Origin of the sequence: Mesorhizobium sp. C264A (assembly GCF_040324515.1) — a bacterium.
Lineage (GTDB): Bacteria > Pseudomonadota > Alphaproteobacteria > Rhizobiales > Rhizobiaceae > Mesorhizobium.
On the sequence record NZ_JAMYVY010000002.1, the window covers coordinates 925,589 to 941,723 of the forward strand.

At 63.7% G+C, this 16,135-nt stretch carries 10 protein-coding genes and 2 pseudogenes; 4 read left to right on the forward strand and 8 right to left on the reverse strand.

Annotated elements, in window-relative coordinates; translation table 11 throughout:
• Positions 1-8: 8 nt before the first annotated feature.
• Together NKL04_RS23415 and msuE are read right to left on the reverse strand one after the other, a co-directional pair.
• The gene (locus NKL04_RS23415) at positions 9-1,385 is read right to left on the reverse strand and encodes an LLM class flavin-dependent oxidoreductase (protein ID WP_023700424.1); all 1,377 of its coding nucleotides are present in this window, start codon (positions 1,383-1,385) and stop codon (positions 9-11) included.
• Between the two features lie 55 nt (positions 1,386-1,440).
• Positions 1,441-1,998, reverse strand: coding sequence for an FMN reductase (msuE, locus tag NKL04_RS23420; RefSeq protein WP_023689213.1), 558 nt, complete (start codon positions 1,996-1,998; stop codon positions 1,441-1,443).
• Between the two features lie 340 nt (positions 1,999-2,338).
• Here msuE and NKL04_RS23425 point away from each other — a divergent pair, with 340 nt between their 5' ends.
• On the forward strand, positions 2,339-3,358 hold the full coding sequence (locus tag NKL04_RS23425) for an LLM class flavin-dependent oxidoreductase (RefSeq protein WP_023683546.1): 1,020 nt from the start codon (positions 2,339-2,341) through the stop codon (positions 3,356-3,358).
• A gap of 81 nt (positions 3,359-3,439) precedes the next feature.
• Here NKL04_RS23425 and NKL04_RS23430 read toward each other — a convergent pair whose 3' ends face one another.
• From NKL04_RS23430 to NKL04_RS23450, 5 genes and pseudogenes are all read right to left on the reverse strand, one after another.
• A complete protein-coding gene (locus NKL04_RS23430) occupies positions 3,440-4,285 on the reverse strand; it encodes a fumarylacetoacetate hydrolase family protein (RefSeq protein ID WP_023693126.1) in 846 nt (281 codons plus the stop codon).
• Between the two features lie 146 nt (positions 4,286-4,431).
• Positions 4,432-5,163, reverse strand: a complete 732-nt coding sequence (locus tag NKL04_RS23435; RefSeq protein ID WP_023695912.1) for an SDR family oxidoreductase — start codon at positions 5,161-5,163, stop codon at positions 4,432-4,434.
• A 292-nt stretch (positions 5,164-5,455) separates the two neighbouring features.
• Positions 5,456-7,827 (reverse strand): annotated as a pseudogene (locus NKL04_RS23440) (aldehyde dehydrogenase family protein).
• Positions 7,828-8,052: 225 nt separating this feature from the next.
• Positions 8,053-9,102: a deoxyribose-phosphate aldolase gene (gene deoC / locus NKL04_RS23445; protein ID WP_023683550.1), complete on the reverse strand. Its 1,050-nt coding sequence runs from the start codon at positions 9,100-9,102 to the stop codon at positions 8,053-8,055.
• Positions 9,103-9,320: 218 nt separating this feature from the next.
• The gene (locus tag NKL04_RS23450) at positions 9,321-10,148 is read right to left on the reverse strand and encodes a ferredoxin--NADP reductase (RefSeq protein ID WP_023700427.1); all 828 of its coding nucleotides are present in this window, start codon (positions 10,146-10,148) and stop codon (positions 9,321-9,323) included.
• A gap of 219 nt (positions 10,149-10,367) precedes the next feature.
• Between NKL04_RS23450 and NKL04_RS23455 the strand changes: the two genes are divergently transcribed.
• Both NKL04_RS23455 and NKL04_RS23460 read left to right on the forward strand, forming a co-directional pair.
• Positions 10,368-12,452: a hydantoinase/oxoprolinase family protein gene (locus NKL04_RS23455; RefSeq protein ID WP_023700428.1), complete on the forward strand. Its 2,085-nt coding sequence runs from the start codon at positions 10,368-10,370 to the stop codon at positions 12,450-12,452.
• A gap of 1 nt (position 12,453) precedes the next feature.
• Positions 12,454-14,135, forward strand: a pseudogene (locus tag NKL04_RS23460) (hydantoinase B/oxoprolinase family protein).
• Positions 14,136-14,157: 22 nt separating this feature from the next.
• Here the strand turns inward: NKL04_RS23460 and NKL04_RS23465 are convergent.
• Positions 14,158-15,048 (reverse strand): SGNH/GDSL hydrolase family protein, encoded by an 891-nt coding sequence (locus NKL04_RS23465; protein ID WP_023689203.1) that lies wholly within the window; start codon positions 15,046-15,048, stop codon positions 14,158-14,160.
• Between the two features lie 254 nt (positions 15,049-15,302).
• On the opposite strand from NKL04_RS23465, the gene NKL04_RS23470 reads away from it, so the two are divergent.
• The gene (locus NKL04_RS23470; protein WP_023700430.1) at positions 15,303-16,073 is read left to right on the forward strand and encodes an ABC transporter substrate-binding protein; all 771 of its coding nucleotides are present in this window, start codon (positions 15,303-15,305) and stop codon (positions 16,071-16,073) included.
• The last annotated feature ends 62 nt before the right edge of the window (positions 16,074-16,135 follow it).

Below are 16,135 nucleotides of genomic sequence, written 5' to 3' on the forward strand. Positions count from 1 at the left end.
TGCCAAGGTCATTCGGCGGCAAGGACGGTCGAGCGGGCGACGGTCCATGGATTTTCCGGGCGCCTGAGACCGAGATTCTCGCGCAGCGTGCGGCCTTCGTAAGCCGTGCGGAACAGGCCGCGCCGCTGCAGCTCGGGAATGACCAGGTCGACGAAATCGTCGAGCGCGCCGGGCAGCCAGGGCGGCAGGATGTTGAAGCCGTCGGCCGCCTCGCTGGTGAACCATTCCTCCAGCTGATCGGCGACCTGCGTGACGCTGCCGACGATGGTGTAGTGGCCGCGCGCCGTCGCTACCCATTGGTAAAGCTGGCGGATGCTGAAATTGTGCTCGTCGGCAATCTGCCGGATCAGCGCCTGGCGGCTTTTCATGCCTTCGGTTTCCTTGCTCGGCGGCAACGGGCCGTCGAGCGGATAGCCCCTGATGTCGAGCGTCTGGCCGGCCAGCCCGTTGAGCAGGGCGACACCGTCCTCGGGCAGGATAAGGTCGTTAAGCTGTTGGTATTTGGCACGGGCCTCGTCCTCGGTGCGGCCGACGAAGGGCGCGACGCCCGGCATGATCAGCACCTGGTCGGGATCGCGGCCGACTTCAGCCACGCGCGCCTTGATGTCGCGGTAGAATTCCTGCGCCGTCTCGAGCTTCTGATGGGCCGTGAAGATGACCTCGGCCGAGTGCGCGGCAAGCCCACGGCCGTCTTCCGACTGCCCCGCTTGTACGACAACCGGATGTCCTTGCACCGGGCGCGGCACGTTGAGCGGACCCTTGACGCTGAAATGCTCGCCCTTGTGGTCGATGTCGTGCAATCTGTCCTTGTCGTAGAAACGGCCCGACTGCTTGTCGCGGATGAAGGCGTCATCCTCCCAGCTGTCCCACAGCGCCTTGACCGTCTCGACATGCTCATGCGCCCTGGCATAGCGCTCGGCATGGCTGGGCTGGACGTCGCGGTTGAAATTGCGTGCCGTTTCGTCGCCGGCCGAGGTCACCACGTTCCAGCCGGCGCGGCCGTTCGACAACAGGTCGAGCGAAGCGAATTTGCGCGCCAGCGTGTAAGGCTCCTCATAAGTGGTGGACGCCGTTGCGATGAAGCCGAGATGCGTCGTCAGCGGCGCCAGCGCCGCAAACAGCGTCACCGGCTCGAAGCCGGCGATCTTGGCGTTGCCGCCCTCGCGGGCGCCGAGGCCGACGGTCAGGTTGTCGGCCAGGAAATAGGCGTCGAACAGGCCGCGCTCGGCGGTCAGCGCCAGCTTCTTGTGGAACTCGAAATTGGTGGCGCCGTCGGCCGGCGCATCGGGATGACGCCAGGCGGCGATATGCTGCCCGCCGCCGGGCAGGAAAGCGCCGAGCTTGATCTGCCGCGGCCTGCTATCGGACTTGCTGGCTCGAGTCATTGCAGGCGTCCTTCTGGTCTATGCGGGATGGAATATTGCGTCGCGGATCGTGGTTTCAGGCGGCAAGGACGACGCTGTAGGGCACGCCCGCCACCCGGCATGCCTCGGCGACCGCCTGCCGGGCTCGCGCCTTGACTGTCTCGGACACCAGCACGCCATCGGCAAAGTCCTTGTCCGAGGCGTAGATCGCGGTCGGCAGGGTCTGCGCCTCGAAGAAGCCGAACAACGGCCGCAACTGATGTTCGACGACAAGCGAATGACGCTCGCCGCCGCCTGTTGCCGCCAGGATGATCGGCTTGCCGCGCAGCGACGACGGGTCGAGCAGGTCGAAGAAGTGCTTGAACAGCCCGGTGTAGCTGCCCTTGAAGGTCGGGGAGCCGACCACCAGCACGTCGGCGCCGAGCAGCTGCTCGATAATACCGCGCGCCGCCGGATCGAGATCGCCAAGCTGTCTTGCAGGCGCAAAGGACGGGCCGAGATCCTCGATGTCGAAAACGCTCAAAGCCGAGCCGGCCCGGCTCGCCACCTCACCGGCGATGTGGCTGACGAATGCCTTCGTCTTGGACGGACGGGTCAGGTTGCCGGACAACCCCACCACCAGCTTTTTTGACATCCGAGGCTCCTTCTCGCAAACGCACTATCCGGATTAAGCCTACCGATTCTGTAGAATTAAATGAGCGAGAAGATTTCAAAACCGGGCTCTGAAGCGAATGGAGTTTGCGGTACATCGCCTTTGGTTGGTTCATTTGGCCCCAAAAGCGCCGCGGCAGATGCTGACGCGGTCGCGAAAGGCATCGCCGGGGACCATGGCCTTGGTCCTTTGCGCACTGATGGGTATCGTCGCGAAACGGTCAAGGGCCGGCGGCATTGACACTGCGTTGTATGAGTGTCGATTGAACCCAATCGCGTGGGCGACGAAGTAGGCAACTGCAATCAAAGAACAGGATGCGCGCATGAAGAAGATCGGCTTTCTTTCCTTCGGCCATTGGTCGCCCTCGTCGCAATCGCAGACGCGCTCGGCGTCCGACGCGCTGCTGCAGTCGATCGACCTGGCCGTCGCCGCCGAGGAGCTGGGTGCGGACGGCGCCTATTTCCGCGTCCATCATTTTGCCCGCCAGCTCGCTTCGCCGTTTCCGCTTCTGGCGGCGGTCGGCGCCCGCACCAGCCGCATCGAGATCGGCACCGCCGTCATCGACATGCGCTATGAGAATCCGCTGTATATGGCCGAGGATGCCGGTGCTGCCGACCTGATCGCCGGTGGCCGGCTGCAGCTTGGCATCAGCCGCGGTTCGCCGGAGCAGGTGATCGACGGCTGGCGCTACTTCGGCTACGTGCCGCAGGACGGCAAAAGCGATGCCGACATGGCGCGCAACCATGCCGAGGTGTTTCTGGACGTGCTGCGCGGCGAAGGTTTCGCGCAACCCAATCCGCGGCCGATGTTCCCCAATCCTCCGGGAATGCTGCGGCTCGAGCCGTTCTCGGCCGGCCTACGCGACCGGATCTGGTGGGGCGCCGCTACCAACGCCACCGCCGAATGGGCGGGCAAGCTCGGCATGAACCTGCAAAGTTCGACGCTGAAGTTCGATGAGGGCGGCCAGCCGCTCCACATCCAGCAGGCCGAACAGATCCGCGCTTATCGTGCGGCGTGGAAGGAAGCCGGCCATACACGCGAGCCGCGCGTGTCGGTCAGCCGCAGCATCTTTGCGCTGGTGAACGACCGCGACCGCGCTTATTTCGGCGGCGGCAGCAGCGAAGATCATTTCGGCTATATCGAGCCTGAGAAGCTTGCCGTCTTCGGCCGCTCCTATGCCGCCGAGCCCGATGTGCTGGTCAAGCAGCTGAAAGAGGATGAAGCGATCGCCGAGGCCGACACGCTGCTTCTGACCGTCCCCAACCAGCTCGGCGTCGAGTACAACGCCCACGTCATCGAGGCGATCCTGAAGCACGTCGCGCCAGCTCTCGGCTGGCGCTGACAAGAGGCGCCAGCCGCCGGGCAAACAAAGAGATAGACCGTTTCGCCGGCAAACGGTGAAACGCTCTAAGGGAAGAGGCGGCTAGGCATCCGCCTTGAAGGTCTGCTTCTGCTGGCCGAGCCCCTCGATGCCCAGTTCCACCACATCGCCAGCCTTCAAGAACACCGGCGGCTTCATGCCCAGCCCAACGCCGGGTGGCGTGCCGGTGGAGATGATGTCGCCGGGGTGGAGCGACATGAACTGGCTGAGATAGGAAACGAGATAGGCGACGCCGTAGACCATGGTCCTGGTCGAGCCGTTCTGCATCGTCTTGCCGTTGACCGTCAGCCACATTTTGAGGTTCTGCGGATCGGCAACCTCGTCCTTGGTGACAAGCCACGGCCCGGTCGGACCAAACGTGTCGCAGCTCTTGCCCTTGGTCCACTGGCCCTGGCGCTCGGCCTGGAAGGCGCGCTCGGACACGTCATGGGCAACGGCATAGCCGGCGACATAATCCAGCGCATCGGCCTCGCTGACATATTTGGCTTTTCTGCCGATGACCACGGCGAGTTCAACCTCCCAGTCGGTCTTTTCCGAGCCGCGCGGGATCAGCACATCATCGTCGGGGCCGACAATGGCCGAGCTCGCCTTCATGAAGATGATCGGCTCCGGCGGCACGGTGGCGCCGGTTTCGGCGGCATGGTCGGAATAATTCAGGCCGATGCAGATGAACTTGCCCGTGCCGGCGACGCAGGCGCCGAGGCGCGGCTTGCCGGAAACCGCCGGCAGCGAGTTCGGATCGAGCTTCGACAATGTCTCGAGCGACGCCGGATCGAGCGCCTTGCCAGCAATGTCGGTGACATGACCCGAAAGATCGCGGATCGTTCCATCCGCATCGAGCAGGCCGGGGCGTTCGCTCCCTATCTCGCCATAGCGCAGCAGTTTCATCTTGCTCTCCAAATTGCGGCCCAAGGCCGTTTTCAAAACTCGCTCCGCCAAGCGATGACTGGGCGGACTCTGGCTATCGGACCCGACCTGGGGCAAGCCGGACTTTAGAACTGTTCGAGCCTGGACCTGCGGATCGAGGCTATTGCTCAGATCGACCAGCCGCCGTCGATATTATAGGCCTGGCCTGAGGTGTACGTGGCGCCGGCGAGGTAGACGGCAAGGTCGGCGATTTCCTCGGGCGTGCCGAGACGGCCCATCGGCTGGCGGGCAATGAAGGCTGCACGGGCCGCCTCGTAATCGCCCTGCGCATGCATGCGGTCCTGCAGCGACGGACTCTCGACGGTGCCGGGGCAGATGGCGTTGCAGCGAATGCCCTTGGCGACATAGTCCGCGGCAACCGCCTTGGTGAGACCGATCACGGCCGCCTTGGAGACGCCATAGGCGAAGCGGTTGGGCACGCCCTTGCCGGCGCCGGCGACGGACGACATGTTGATGATCGAGCCATCGCCGCGCTCCAGCATGCCGGGCAGTACCGCCCGAATGGTGCGGATCATGGCGCGGACATTGAGGTTGAAGGCGAAGTCGAGATCGGCATCCTTCATCTCGAGGATGGACCCGGAATGGACGAAGCCGGCGCAGTTGAACAGCACGTCGACGCGGCCGATTTCGGCGAAGCCGGATGCCACCGCATCGTCGTTGAGAACGTCGAGCTTGCGGGTCTTGATGCCGGAGGTCTTGGCGAGTTCGGCCAGCAGCGCCTCGTTGATGTCGGTGGCGTGCACGATGGCACCTGCCTTGGCGAAGGCCAGAGCGCTCGCTCTGCCGATGCCTTGCGCCGCCGCCGTGACGACAACGACCTTGCCTGCCAGATCCGCCATGCGTTTCTCCTCGCCCTCTTTGGCCACTTCCCGGCCCGATTTAATGCGGGCTGACCAGGGCGTCCTGTGCCAGACAGGCGCGACTATGCGGCCTGCACAATCCATCAGTCCAAAATAACAAATGTTTTTTCTGGTTAAAGAACACACGTCCGGGCGTCAAGCCCGAACGCGATCACCTTCGCGACGGCTGATGTAATGCACATCGCTTGCTCTGATGCAACAACATGTATGACAACCGGGCAACGAGTCACGTTGCCATGGTTCGCTCAAGCACAGCGCATTTCAGGCGGCATTAGTCGCCGTATGGCACCCAGACGTTCTTCACTTCGACGGCGCGGCGCAGCAGGGCATCGCCGGCGGCCTCGTCGGACGCCCAGTCGAGGCTGCGGCCGTTGCCGGTCCAGACGCGCTTGAGATTGCCGACGGAATCGGCCTCCGCCTTGGCGCAAGTGTCGGCATCGGCAAACAGCCAGAGCCCGTCGACATCGTCATGCTTGGCCAGCACGCCGGAAAGTTCGGCGCTGCGGCCGGTGACGATGTTGATGGCGCCTGCCGGAACGTCGGAATATTCGATCACCTGGTAGAGATCGGTGGCGAGCAGCGGGTATTTTTCCGACGGCACGGCCACCACGGTGTTGCCCATGGCAAGCGCAGGTGCGATCAGGGAGATCAAGCCGAGCAGCGGCGCGCTGTCCTGGACGACGATGCCGAGGACGCCGACCGGCTCGTGCAAAGCGAGCGTGACGGCGCGGGCCGGTGGCTGATGCACCCTGCCCTCATACTTGTCGGCAAGGCCGGCATAGAGGAACAGGCGCTCGATCGATTGTTCCACTTCCTCCCGCGCGGCCTTGGCGTTGGCGCCGGTCAGTTCGGTCAAGCGTGCGGTAAATTCGCCGGTACGGCCGGACAGATTTTCGGCGAGGTAGTAGAGCACCTGGGAACGATTGTAGCGGTCGCCTCCGGCCACGCCTTGCAGGCGCGGGCGGCGGCAACGGCGTCGCGGATGTCCTTGCGGCTGCCGAGACCGACTTCGCCGGCCAGCTTGCCCCTGGCAGTGGCGACAGAAAGCGAATAATTGCCATCGGGCCGCACCTGCTTGCCGCCGATGAACAGTTTGGCCGTACGATCGATGGCGCCGCCATCCGATTGCTCGACCGGCTGCGCCGAAGAGGTCGCCGGCTTGATCACGGGACCAAGCGGCAGTTTCACCGACAGATATTCGAACATGCCCTCGCGGCCGCCTTCACGGCCAAAACCGCTTTCGCGGTAGCCGCCGAAGCCGCAGGCTGCGTCGAACATGTTGGTACCGTTGACCCAGACGACGCCGGCCTTCAGCTGCGGCGCGACATGCAGCGCGAGGTTGATGTTTTCGCTCCACACCGAGGCGGCCAGCCCATAGCGCGTGTTGTTGGCAAGCTCGATCGCTTCCTCGGTGTTGCGGAAGGTCATGGTGGCCAGAACCGGACCGAACACCTCTTCCTGCGCCAATATATTTGCCGGCGAAACACCGGTGGCGAGCGTCGGCAGGTGGTAGTAGCCGGAAGACGGCAGCACCGCGTCGGGCTGCCAGCAGACGGCGCCCTGTCTGGCGCCTTCGGCGACCAGACCCTTGACGCGGTCCAGTTGCGTCAAGTCGACCAGCGGTCCGATATCGGTGTTCTTGTCGAGCGGGCTGCCGACGCGAAGCCGGCTCATCCTGACCTTGACCTTTGCGATCAACGCGTCGGCAATGCCTTCCTGCACCAGAAGCCGCGAGCCTGCGCAGCAGACCTGGCCCTGGTTGAACCAGATGCCGTCGACCAGTCCTTCGACGGCGCTGTCGAGATCGGCGTCCTCGAAGACGATGAAGGCCGATTTGCCGCCAAGCTCCAATGACAGCTTCTTGCCCGATCCAGCCGTGGCTTTCCTGATGATCTTGCCGACCTCCGAAGAGCCGGTGAAGGCGATCTTCTGGATGCCGGGATGGTTGACGATGGCGACGCCCGCTTCCGGCCCGCCCTGGACGATGTTGACGACGCCCTTGGGCACGCCGGCACGCTCGCAGATCTCGGCAAACAGGATGGCGGTGAGCGGCGTGAACTCGGCCGGCTTCAGCACCACCGTGCAGCCGGCGGCGAGCGCCGGCGCAATCTTCCAGGCCAGCATCAGCAGCGGGAAATTCCATGGGATGATCTGGCCGACGACGCCGACACCCTTGTGGCCTGGGAAATCCTTGTCCAGCGCCTGTGCCCAGCCGGTATGATGGATGAAATGGCGGATGGCCAGCGGCACGTCGATGTCGCGGCTTTCGCGGATCGGCTTGCCGTTGTCGATTGACTCAAGCACTGCGAACAGGCGCTGATGACGCTGCATCGCGCGGCCAATGGCGTAAAGCACTTTTGCGCGCTGGTAGCCCGAGGATGCCGACCATTTCGGTAAGGCCCTGGTGGCTGCGGCGACGGCTGCGTCGATATCGGCGGCGCCGGCATCGGAGATCTTGGCCAGCAGCTTGCCGGATGAGGGTTCGCTGGTCTCGAAGGTCTTGCCGCCGCCTGCTGCCTTCCAGCCGCCGTCGATGAACAGCGCCTTGCCGAAATCGCGTCCGGCAAGCCAGGCATCGGCCTCGGTGCGGGCTTCCGGCGCCGGGCCGTATTCCATGGCGTGATAGCGTTCGAGAATGTTCATGACGCGCTCCAGATAATCGTCTTGGCAGGCGCTCTGTGGCGCCCCCCTCTGTCCTGCCGGACATCTCCCCCACAAGGAGGGAGATTAGCCTTCGCGCCTGTCGGCTCTGAAACGTCGACAATTGGCGAAATCGCCGACGTTAGCCAATCTCTCCCCAATCGGGGGAGATGTCCGGCAGGACAGAGGGAGGCGCGAAGGAACTCGACGTTCAAGGCCTTCTCCGCCTCACGCCATCGCGTGGCGGTGATTGGCCGAATAATGCCCGGTCAGATGGTGCTCGAGCTGGCGCTCGATGTCGGTGAGCAGGCTCGAGGCGCCGAAGCGGAACAGGTCTGGCTCCAGCCATGGCCGGCCGAGCTCCTCCTTCATCAGCACCAGCCAGTCGAGCGAAGCCTTGGCTGTAGAGATGCCGCCGGCCGGCTTGAAGCCGATGAGAAAGCCGGTCTCCTCGAAATAGGCTCGGATGGCGCGCACCATGGCGAGGCCGACGGGCAGCGTGGCGTTGACGCTTTCCTTGCCGGTCGAGGTCTTGATGAAATCGGCGCCCGCCATCATCGCCACCATCGAGGCCAGCATGACATTTCGCAGCGTGGCGAGGTCGCCGGTGCCGAGGATAACCTTGAGATGCGCATCACTGCAGGCTTCGCGCATCGAGACGATCTCGTTGTAGAGCTCCTGCCATTTGGCGCCGAAGACCAAGCCGCGCGGGATGACGACATCGATCTCGTCGGCGCCGTCGCGCACCGAAGCCTCGATCTCCTGCAGGCGGGTCGACAGCGGCGCAAGGCCGTGCGGGAAAGCGGTGGAGACGGCGGCGACATGGATGCCGGTGCCGCGCACGGCATCAACAGCCGTCGCGACGAAGGGATGATAGACGCAGACCGCCGCCGGCCGGATTTTCTCGCCCTCGATGCCAAGCCCCTCGACGATGTCGCGGCGGAACGGGTTGATCGCCTTGGCGCACAGGCGGCGCACGCGCTCTTCGGTGTCGTTGGAATTCAGCGTCGTCAAATCCATGCAGGAGACGGCGCGCAGCAGCCATGCCGCCTGGTTGTCGGCCTTGATCGAACGACGCTTGGTCAGGCTGGCGACGCGGCGCTCCAGCGCCGAGCGATTGACCGAGCGCACCGATTCCATGAAGCCGAGATCGAGCCGCATGCCGGTGTTGCGGGCGATGCCATGCGATTGCGGAACGGGCGTGTTGGCTGCGGCACGCGCCGGCAGCGGCGTGACCTTGGACGCGCCGAGATCGGCTTCGCGGATTGTGCTGCTCATCTCCTGCCCTTTCGCTCGACGATTTTACGTCGTGGTGCGTGTCGTTGCTCCCGGACCGCACGGCGGCTTTAGGCGACGCACACCGAAGATAGCCCGTGAAGCATCGCTTCACGAGTCCTTCAAGCGGTCATAGCGGAAAAAGGCGGCGAAAGCAGCTGAATTTTGACCGCATGGTCAAAATTCCAATCGAGAAGCAGGCGCCGAGGCGCCTGCTGATGTCAGCCGACGAAAGCGCGCTCGACGACGAAGGTCGAGGGATGGCTGAGCGAGCCCTCATGGAAGCCGAGGCCTTCGGCCATTTCCTTGACGTCCTTCAGCATATGCATCGAGCCGCAGATCATGATGCGGTCCGTCTCCGGATTGAGCTTCTCGATGCCGAGGTCGGCGTAGAACTTGCCCGAGCCGATCAGCGCCGTGATGCGGCCCATGCGCGCCGATTCTTCGCGGGTCGTCGAATTGTAGAGGGTGACGCGGCCGCCGGTCAGTTCGCCGATCAGGGGATCGTTCTCGAGCGCGGCCACCAGTTCCTGGCCATAGGTCAGTTCGGCATTGTCGCGGCAGGTGTGGGTCAGGATGACCTGATCGAATTTTTCGTAGGTATCGGGGTCGCGCAGAAGGCTGGCGAAGGGCGCGATGCCGGTGCCGGTCGAGATCATGAACAGGCGCTTTGCCGGGGTCAGCGCGTCGACAACCAGCGTGCCGGTCGACTTCTGGCGCATGATGACGGTGTCGCCGACCTGGATCTTCTGCAGTTCGGAGGTCAGCGGACCATCCGGCACCTTGATCGAGAAGAATTCCAGCTCCTCGTCCCAGGCCGGGCTGGCGACCGAATAGGCGCGGTACACCGGCTTTTCGGCATTGGGCAGACCGATCATGACGAACTCGCCGGAGCGGAAGCGCAACGACTGCGGGCGGGTGATGCGGAACGAGAACAGGCGGTCGGTGTAATGCTTCACCGAGACGACGGTTTCGGCATAGACATTGGCCGGAATCGGGAACTGCAGCGGACGGGCGCCGGCGGTGTTGAGTGCGGATGTGGTGTTCATCGATCCAACTCTGTCTTGCCCACGCCTGTGCGGGCGCCAAACCGTTTCCTGCGCGCCCAGACCATTCAGGTCCCGGCGAGCCGTTCACACACTCCAAAGCAGTGAGCTCTTGTGTCCCAAATTTATTAGTATACAAACGATATTTGTGTCAAGATACCACGCTAAAACAGCTTTCCAAACTGCGGCATATTCGTAGTTCCGCCATTTCGGATTTCGACAATGAAAGAGAATTTTTCGGTGAAGCAGCCGGATTCCGCAGGCGACGTCGTTGCCGGCATCGATGTTGGCGGAACCTTCACCGACCTCATTTTGATCGACGGAAATGACGGCGGAAAGGTGCATATCGCCAAGACGCCGACGACGGTCGACAACCAGGCGTTCGGCGTGGTTTCAGCGCTGGGCGCCACAGGCTTTGCCATAGACGGCATCGACCTCATCGTGCATGGCACGACCACCACCACCAATGCGGTGCTGGAACGCAGGCTGGCGAAAACCGGCATGATCACCACGCGCGGTTTTCGCGACGTGATCGAGCTTGGCCGCCGCACACGGCCGCAGCCCTACGGCATGACCGGAAGCTTCGTTCCGATCATCCCGCGCGATCTCCGGCTCGAAGTGTCGGAGCGCGTCGAGGCGTCGGGCGCGGTGCGCACGCCGCTCGACGAGGCCGAGATGCGCGACGCCGTGAAGACGCTGATCGGGGCCGGCTGCGAGTCCCTGGTCATCCATTTCCTGCATTCCTACGCCAACCCTTCGCATGAGCGGCGCGCGGCCGAAATCGCCGCCGAGCTTTGGCCGAACGGCTACATCACGACTGGCCATGCGCTGCTGTCGGAAGCCCGCGAATTCGAGCGCGGCGTGACCGCCGCGGTGAACGCCTCGGTGCAGCCGATCCTCGAGCGTTATGTCGAGCGGCTGCGCAAGGAATTGGCTGCCAAGGGCTATGCCCGCGACTTCCTGATCATGAACGGCAATGGCGGCATGATCTCGGCCCGCTTCGTCACGCGCGAGTCGGCCAAGACCGTGATGTCAGGCCCGGCTTCGGGTGTCATCGCGGCCGCCTATACGGGCAAGCGCGCCGGCTTTGAAAACCTCGTCACCTACGACATGGGCGGCACCTCGACCGATGTGGCGCTGATCCGCAACGCCGAGCCGGCGGTCTCCAACGAGATCGAGATCGAATATGCGATGCCGATCCATGTGCCGATGGTGGCGGTGCATACGGTCGGCGCCGGCGGCGGCTCGATCGCGCGCGTTGATGCGGCCGGCCTGATCCAGATCGGCCCGGAAAGTGCCGGCGCCAATCCCGGTCCGATCTGCTACGGCCGCGGCGGCTTGGAGCCGACCATCACCGATGCCAATCTGGTGCTGGGACGGCTGGCGCCGAAAAAACTGCTGGCGGTCGAAAATCCGGTCACCGTCGAGCGCGTCACCGGCATCTTCGAAGACAGAATAGGCAAGGCCACCGGCCTCTCCGGCGTCGAGGCGGCGGGTGCAATCCTGCGGCTCGGCAACATGAAAATGGCCGGCGCCATCCGCATGGTCTCGGTGTCGCGCGGCCATGATCCGCGTGATTTCGCGCTGTTCGCCTTCGGCGGCGCCGGGCCGCTGCATGCAACCGCGCTGGCGCGCGAACTCGGCCTGCCCCGCGTGCTGGTGCCGGCCCGTCCGGGCATCACCAACGCGCTCGGCTGCGTCGTGGCCGATCTGCGCCATGACTTCGTCAACACCATCAACCAGCCGGTCGCCGTGCTTGATGAAGCCCGGCTTCGCGAGGTGCTGGAACGTCACCGCGGGGAAGGCGAGGAACTGATCGGCAAGGAAGCGGTGAAGCCGGAAACGATCCGCGTTACGCACTCTGCCGACATGCAGTTCGTCGGCCAGACCCACATCATCAACGTGGCGCTGCCGTCTTCATCGGTGACAAGGCAGGAGTTGCAGGCGCTGTTCGAAAAAGCCTATTTCGCCCGCTTCAAGGTCGAGTTGCCGGAGATCCGCGCCAATCTGGTCAACCTCAACACGTCGGTGACGGGCGTGCGGCCGGCAATCGACCTGTCACGGCTGATCGACCCGGCCGGACGTACAAAGACGCTAGACGAGGCGCTGCGCGAGACAAGGCCGGTCTGGTATGCCGGACGCTGGCACGATACGCCGATATACGCACGCGAAAAATTGCCGCTCGATGCCGTTATCCAAGGGCCGGCGATCCTCGAACAGATGGACGCCACCACCGTGCTCGAACCCGGCGACCGCGCAAGATCGGACGCCGACGGCAACATCATCATCGACATTGGCGAGGCCTGAGATGCAAAAGCTCGACGCCATCACGCTTTCGGTCCTGCAGGCAGCCTTGCAGCAGGTCTGCGACGAGATGGATCTCACTTTCTCCCGCGCTGCCTTCTCGCCTGTCATCGCCGAGGCCAATGACCGCTCCGACGGCATCTACTCGGCCGTCGATGGTTCGTTGATCGCACAAGGCAGCCAGGGCCTGCCGGTGTTCGTCGGCGTCATGCAGTATTCGACCAAAACGGTGATCGAGATGATCGCCGACGGCCGTTGCCTGCCGCCTGAGCCGGGCGACATCTACATCGTCAACGATCCCTATCTCGGCGGCACGCATCTCATGGACGTGCGCTTCGCCATGCCAGTCTACCGCGACGGCAAGATATTTTGCTGGCTATCGAATACCGGCCACTGGCCCGATATCGGTGGCTCGGTGCCGGGCGGCTTCTCCGCCTCCGCCACAGCCGTCGAGCAGGAAGGCCTGCGGCTGCCGCCGGTCAAGCTGTTCAAGAAGGGCGTGCTCGACACCGAAATCTACGCCATCATCTGCTCCAACATCCGCGTCGCCGACCAGCGCATCGGCGATATAAGGGCGCAAGCCGCGGCACTGTTGATCGGTCAGGACCGGCTCAATGGAATCCTCGATCGTTACGGGGACGAAACCGTCGTCGGGGCGATCGCCGAACTGCGTCGCCGCGCCGCCGAGCAGATGCGCGCCAACATCTCCGCCATTCCCGACGGCACCTACAGCTCGAAGGCCTTTGTCGACTCGGACGGCGTGGTCAACGAGCCGCTGACCATCGCGCTCGCGGTGGAGAAGAAGGGCGATACGCTGACCTTCGATTTCACAGGTTCGTCAAAACCCTGTGCCGGGCCGATGAACAGCGTGCTGGCGACGACATTGTCGTCGGTCTATCTCGCCATGCGCCATATTTTCCCTGATGTGCCGATCAGCGCCGGCGCTTTCGAGCCGCTGATCGTCAAGCGGCCGGAAGGCACGTTCCTCGACGCCAAATACCCGCGTCCCGTCTCCGGCTGTGCGGCTGAAGTCTCGCAGCGCATCGCCGAGGCGGTGTTCGCGGCGATGGTGCAGGCGCTGCCGGAAAAGGTGACGGCCGCGCCCGCCGGCTCCAGCGGCAATTTCGCGCTGGGCGGCAACGATCCGGCGCGCGGCCGCGACTATGTGATGTATCAGATCTCCGGCGGCGGCTATGGCGGCAATTCCGGCCATGACGGCCTGACCAATGGCTGCTCGACCATCGGCATTTCGAAATCGCCGCCGGTCGAGATCATGGAGCAGGCCTTTCCGGTTCTCTACCGCCACTATGCCTTGCGCGAAGGCTCGGGCGGCGCCGGCAAGCAGCGCGGCGGCTTCGGCCTCGCCTATGAGGTCGAGATATTGCGAGGAGAGGCGCGCGCGTCCTTCGTCATGGACCATGGCCGTTTCGGCCCGCAAGGCGCGCTCGGCGGCAAGGACGGCGCGGTGAACACGGTGACCGTGTTCCGCGACGGCGAGGCACATGTGCCGCCGCATCTGTCCAAGGAACAGGACATCGCGCTCAAGGCCGGCGACCGCGTGAGGGTCGGCACGCCCGGGGCGGCGGCTATGGTGATCCGCGTGAGCGCGACCCGAAACTGGTCGCCGAAGACATCAGGCTTGGTTACTACACCGTTGAACAAGCCAAAGAGCTGTTCGGAACCTGACAGCCGACAGGCCCGAGCCGCGTCAGGTCTGCAGCTTGGCCTTCAGCGCATCGGCGAATTTTTGCGCGATCTTCTTGAAGCCGGCGGGATCGGGATGCAGTTCGTTGGCCCAGTCGGCCACCTTCAACGTTCCCTGCGTGTCGACCAGATGGAAATTGTTGTTGGGATCGTCGGCCAGGCGCTTCACCACATCGCGGAACGCCGCCAGCGCGTCGTGAACGATGACCGTGCCCTTGGCGACCGTCCAGTTGCAGAAATCGAGCGACGGTTTCAGCCACGGGCCGACACAGGACGGATGCGCTCCGTTCGGGATCGGAAAATCATAGCAATGGCCAAAGATCGGCACGCCTGGCGCGACGCGGTCGCGCAGCGCGAACAAATCGAGATAGCAGGCCTCGACCATGCCGAGCGCCTTGGTGAAGCGGTTCTTGTTCAGCCCGGGGGCGTGGCCGTCATTGAAGTCGAGGAAGATGCAGAACTGGTCGCCGGCAATGTCGTTGCCACCGGCAGAGAACAGGATGGCATCGGGCTTGCCGTCCAGCCAGTTGGCCTTGTTGCGCAGGGCGGCGATCATGCGCTGCTGCTTGGGCAGCGACATCTCGTCGGTCGCCGCATCGCCATGATGGGCAAGGTTGAGGATGGTCGGCGGCATCGAGCCGATGCGGCGCAGCTGCGCGATCACATCGGTGTCGACGAACGGAAATCCGTTCCCGGTGAGCGGATAGTCGAACCAGGAATCGCCCTGCGCCAGCATCACCAGCGGCCGGTTGGCGACGGCCGCCTCGAGATTGCCGGCACTTTCCCTTGCGGTTTCGAGCCGCTCGATGTTGGCCTGGTGAACCCTGATGCGCTTGGCGATGTCGTCGTCTATGCGCCGCTGCGCGGCTTCCTGCACGAATTCCTGCTGGTCCATCCCCAGGTCCCTCCCACGACCGTCTACTTCCAGCTGAGCATGCGCCCATGTCCATGATCGGTCTGTAATTTAGATCACAGTAAGATTCCTGGGGAAGGACGGCTTGCCACGCCGTGATCGCCGCAGAGCATGTCGTTTCCGTCTCCGTGGGGCCTGCAAAAGACCATAGACTTCTATCCTTGTTTTCGCGCAATTCCGGACGGGAAACCGCCAACACCTTCCCTGGAATTGCTTAGTCAACGGAGATCAGGAACATGCGTCTTTTCGGTCGTTTCGTGCTTGCCGCTTCCGCCGCCCTGCTGCTTGGGACCGGTGCTGCCTCCGCCGAGAAACTCAGGATCGGGACCGAGGGCGCCTATCCGCCCTTCAACTATGCCAATTCGGACGGCACGCTGGGCGGCTTCGACATCGACCTCGGCAAGGCGCTGTGTGCCGAGATGAAGGCCGAGTGCGAATTCTCCGTACAGGATTTCGATGGTTCCATTCCGGCGCTGCAGGCCGGCAAGTTCGACGCCATCATCAACATCACCATCACGCCGGAACGGGCCGAGAAGGTCGAGTTCACCCACAAATATTACCAGACGCCACCGGCCATCGCCGTGCCGAAGGATTCGACCATTGCAGGCACGTCGCCTGACGATCTGAAGGGCAAGGTGCTGGGTGTGCAGAGCGCCACCATCCACCAGAATTTCGCCGAGAAGAAATACTCCGGCTCGACCGTCAAGGCCTATCCGACCGGCGACGACGCCCGCACCGACATGGCCAATGGCCGGCTGGACGCGATGATGGACGGCTCGATCATCCTGACCGAATGGCTGAAGAAGCCCGATGGCGCCTGCTGCAAATTGCTCGGCACGCTGGCCGCCGATCCGGCCATTCATGGACCCGGCGTCGGCATCGCCCTGCAAAAGGGCAACAAGGAACTGGCCGACAAGTTCAATGCCGCCATCGACGCCCTGCGTGCCAACGGCAAGTACAAGGAAATCAACGACAAATACTTCTTGTTCGACGTCTACGGAAGTTAACCCCTTCACCGCTCCTACCTCGGCAGCGCCATCAGGCGCTGCCGTTTTCATGAGATGACGGA

Excerpts from the sequence above, each read along its gene's own strand:
- msuE (WP_023689213.1), bottom strand. The coding sequence starts at position 1,998 with ATGTCAAAAAAGCTGGTGGTGGGGTTGTCCGGCAACCTGACCCGTCCG.
- NKL04_RS23455 (WP_023700428.1), top strand. The coding sequence starts at position 10,368 with ATGAAAGAGAATTTTTCGGTGAAGCAGCCGGATTCCGCAGGCGACGTC.
- NKL04_RS23465 (WP_023689203.1), bottom strand. The coding sequence starts at position 15,048 with ATGGACCAGCAGGAATTCGTGCAGGAAGCCGCGCAGCGGCGCATAGAC.
- NKL04_RS23425 (WP_023683546.1), top strand. The coding sequence starts at position 2,339 with ATGAAGAAGATCGGCTTTCTTTCCTTCGGCCATTGGTCGCCCTCGTCG.
- NKL04_RS23450 (WP_023700427.1), bottom strand. The coding sequence starts at position 10,148 with ATGAACACCACATCCGCACTCAACACCGCCGGCGCCCGTCCGCTGCAG.
- NKL04_RS23430 (WP_023693126.1), bottom strand. The coding sequence starts at position 4,285 with ATGAAACTGCTGCGCTATGGCGAGATAGGGAGCGAACGCCCCGGCCTG.
- NKL04_RS23470 (WP_023700430.1), top strand. The coding sequence starts at position 15,303 with ATGCGTCTTTTCGGTCGTTTCGTGCTTGCCGCTTCCGCCGCCCTGCTG.
- NKL04_RS23415 (WP_023700424.1), bottom strand. The coding sequence starts at position 1,385 with ATGACTCGAGCCAGCAAGTCCGATAGCAGGCCGCGGCAGATCAAGCTC.
- deoC (WP_023683550.1), bottom strand. The coding sequence starts at position 9,102 with ATGAGCAGCACAATCCGCGAAGCCGATCTCGGCGCGTCCAAGGTCACG.
- NKL04_RS23435 (WP_023695912.1), bottom strand. The coding sequence starts at position 5,163 with ATGGCGGATCTGGCAGGCAAGGTCGTTGTCGTCACGGCGGCGGCGCAA.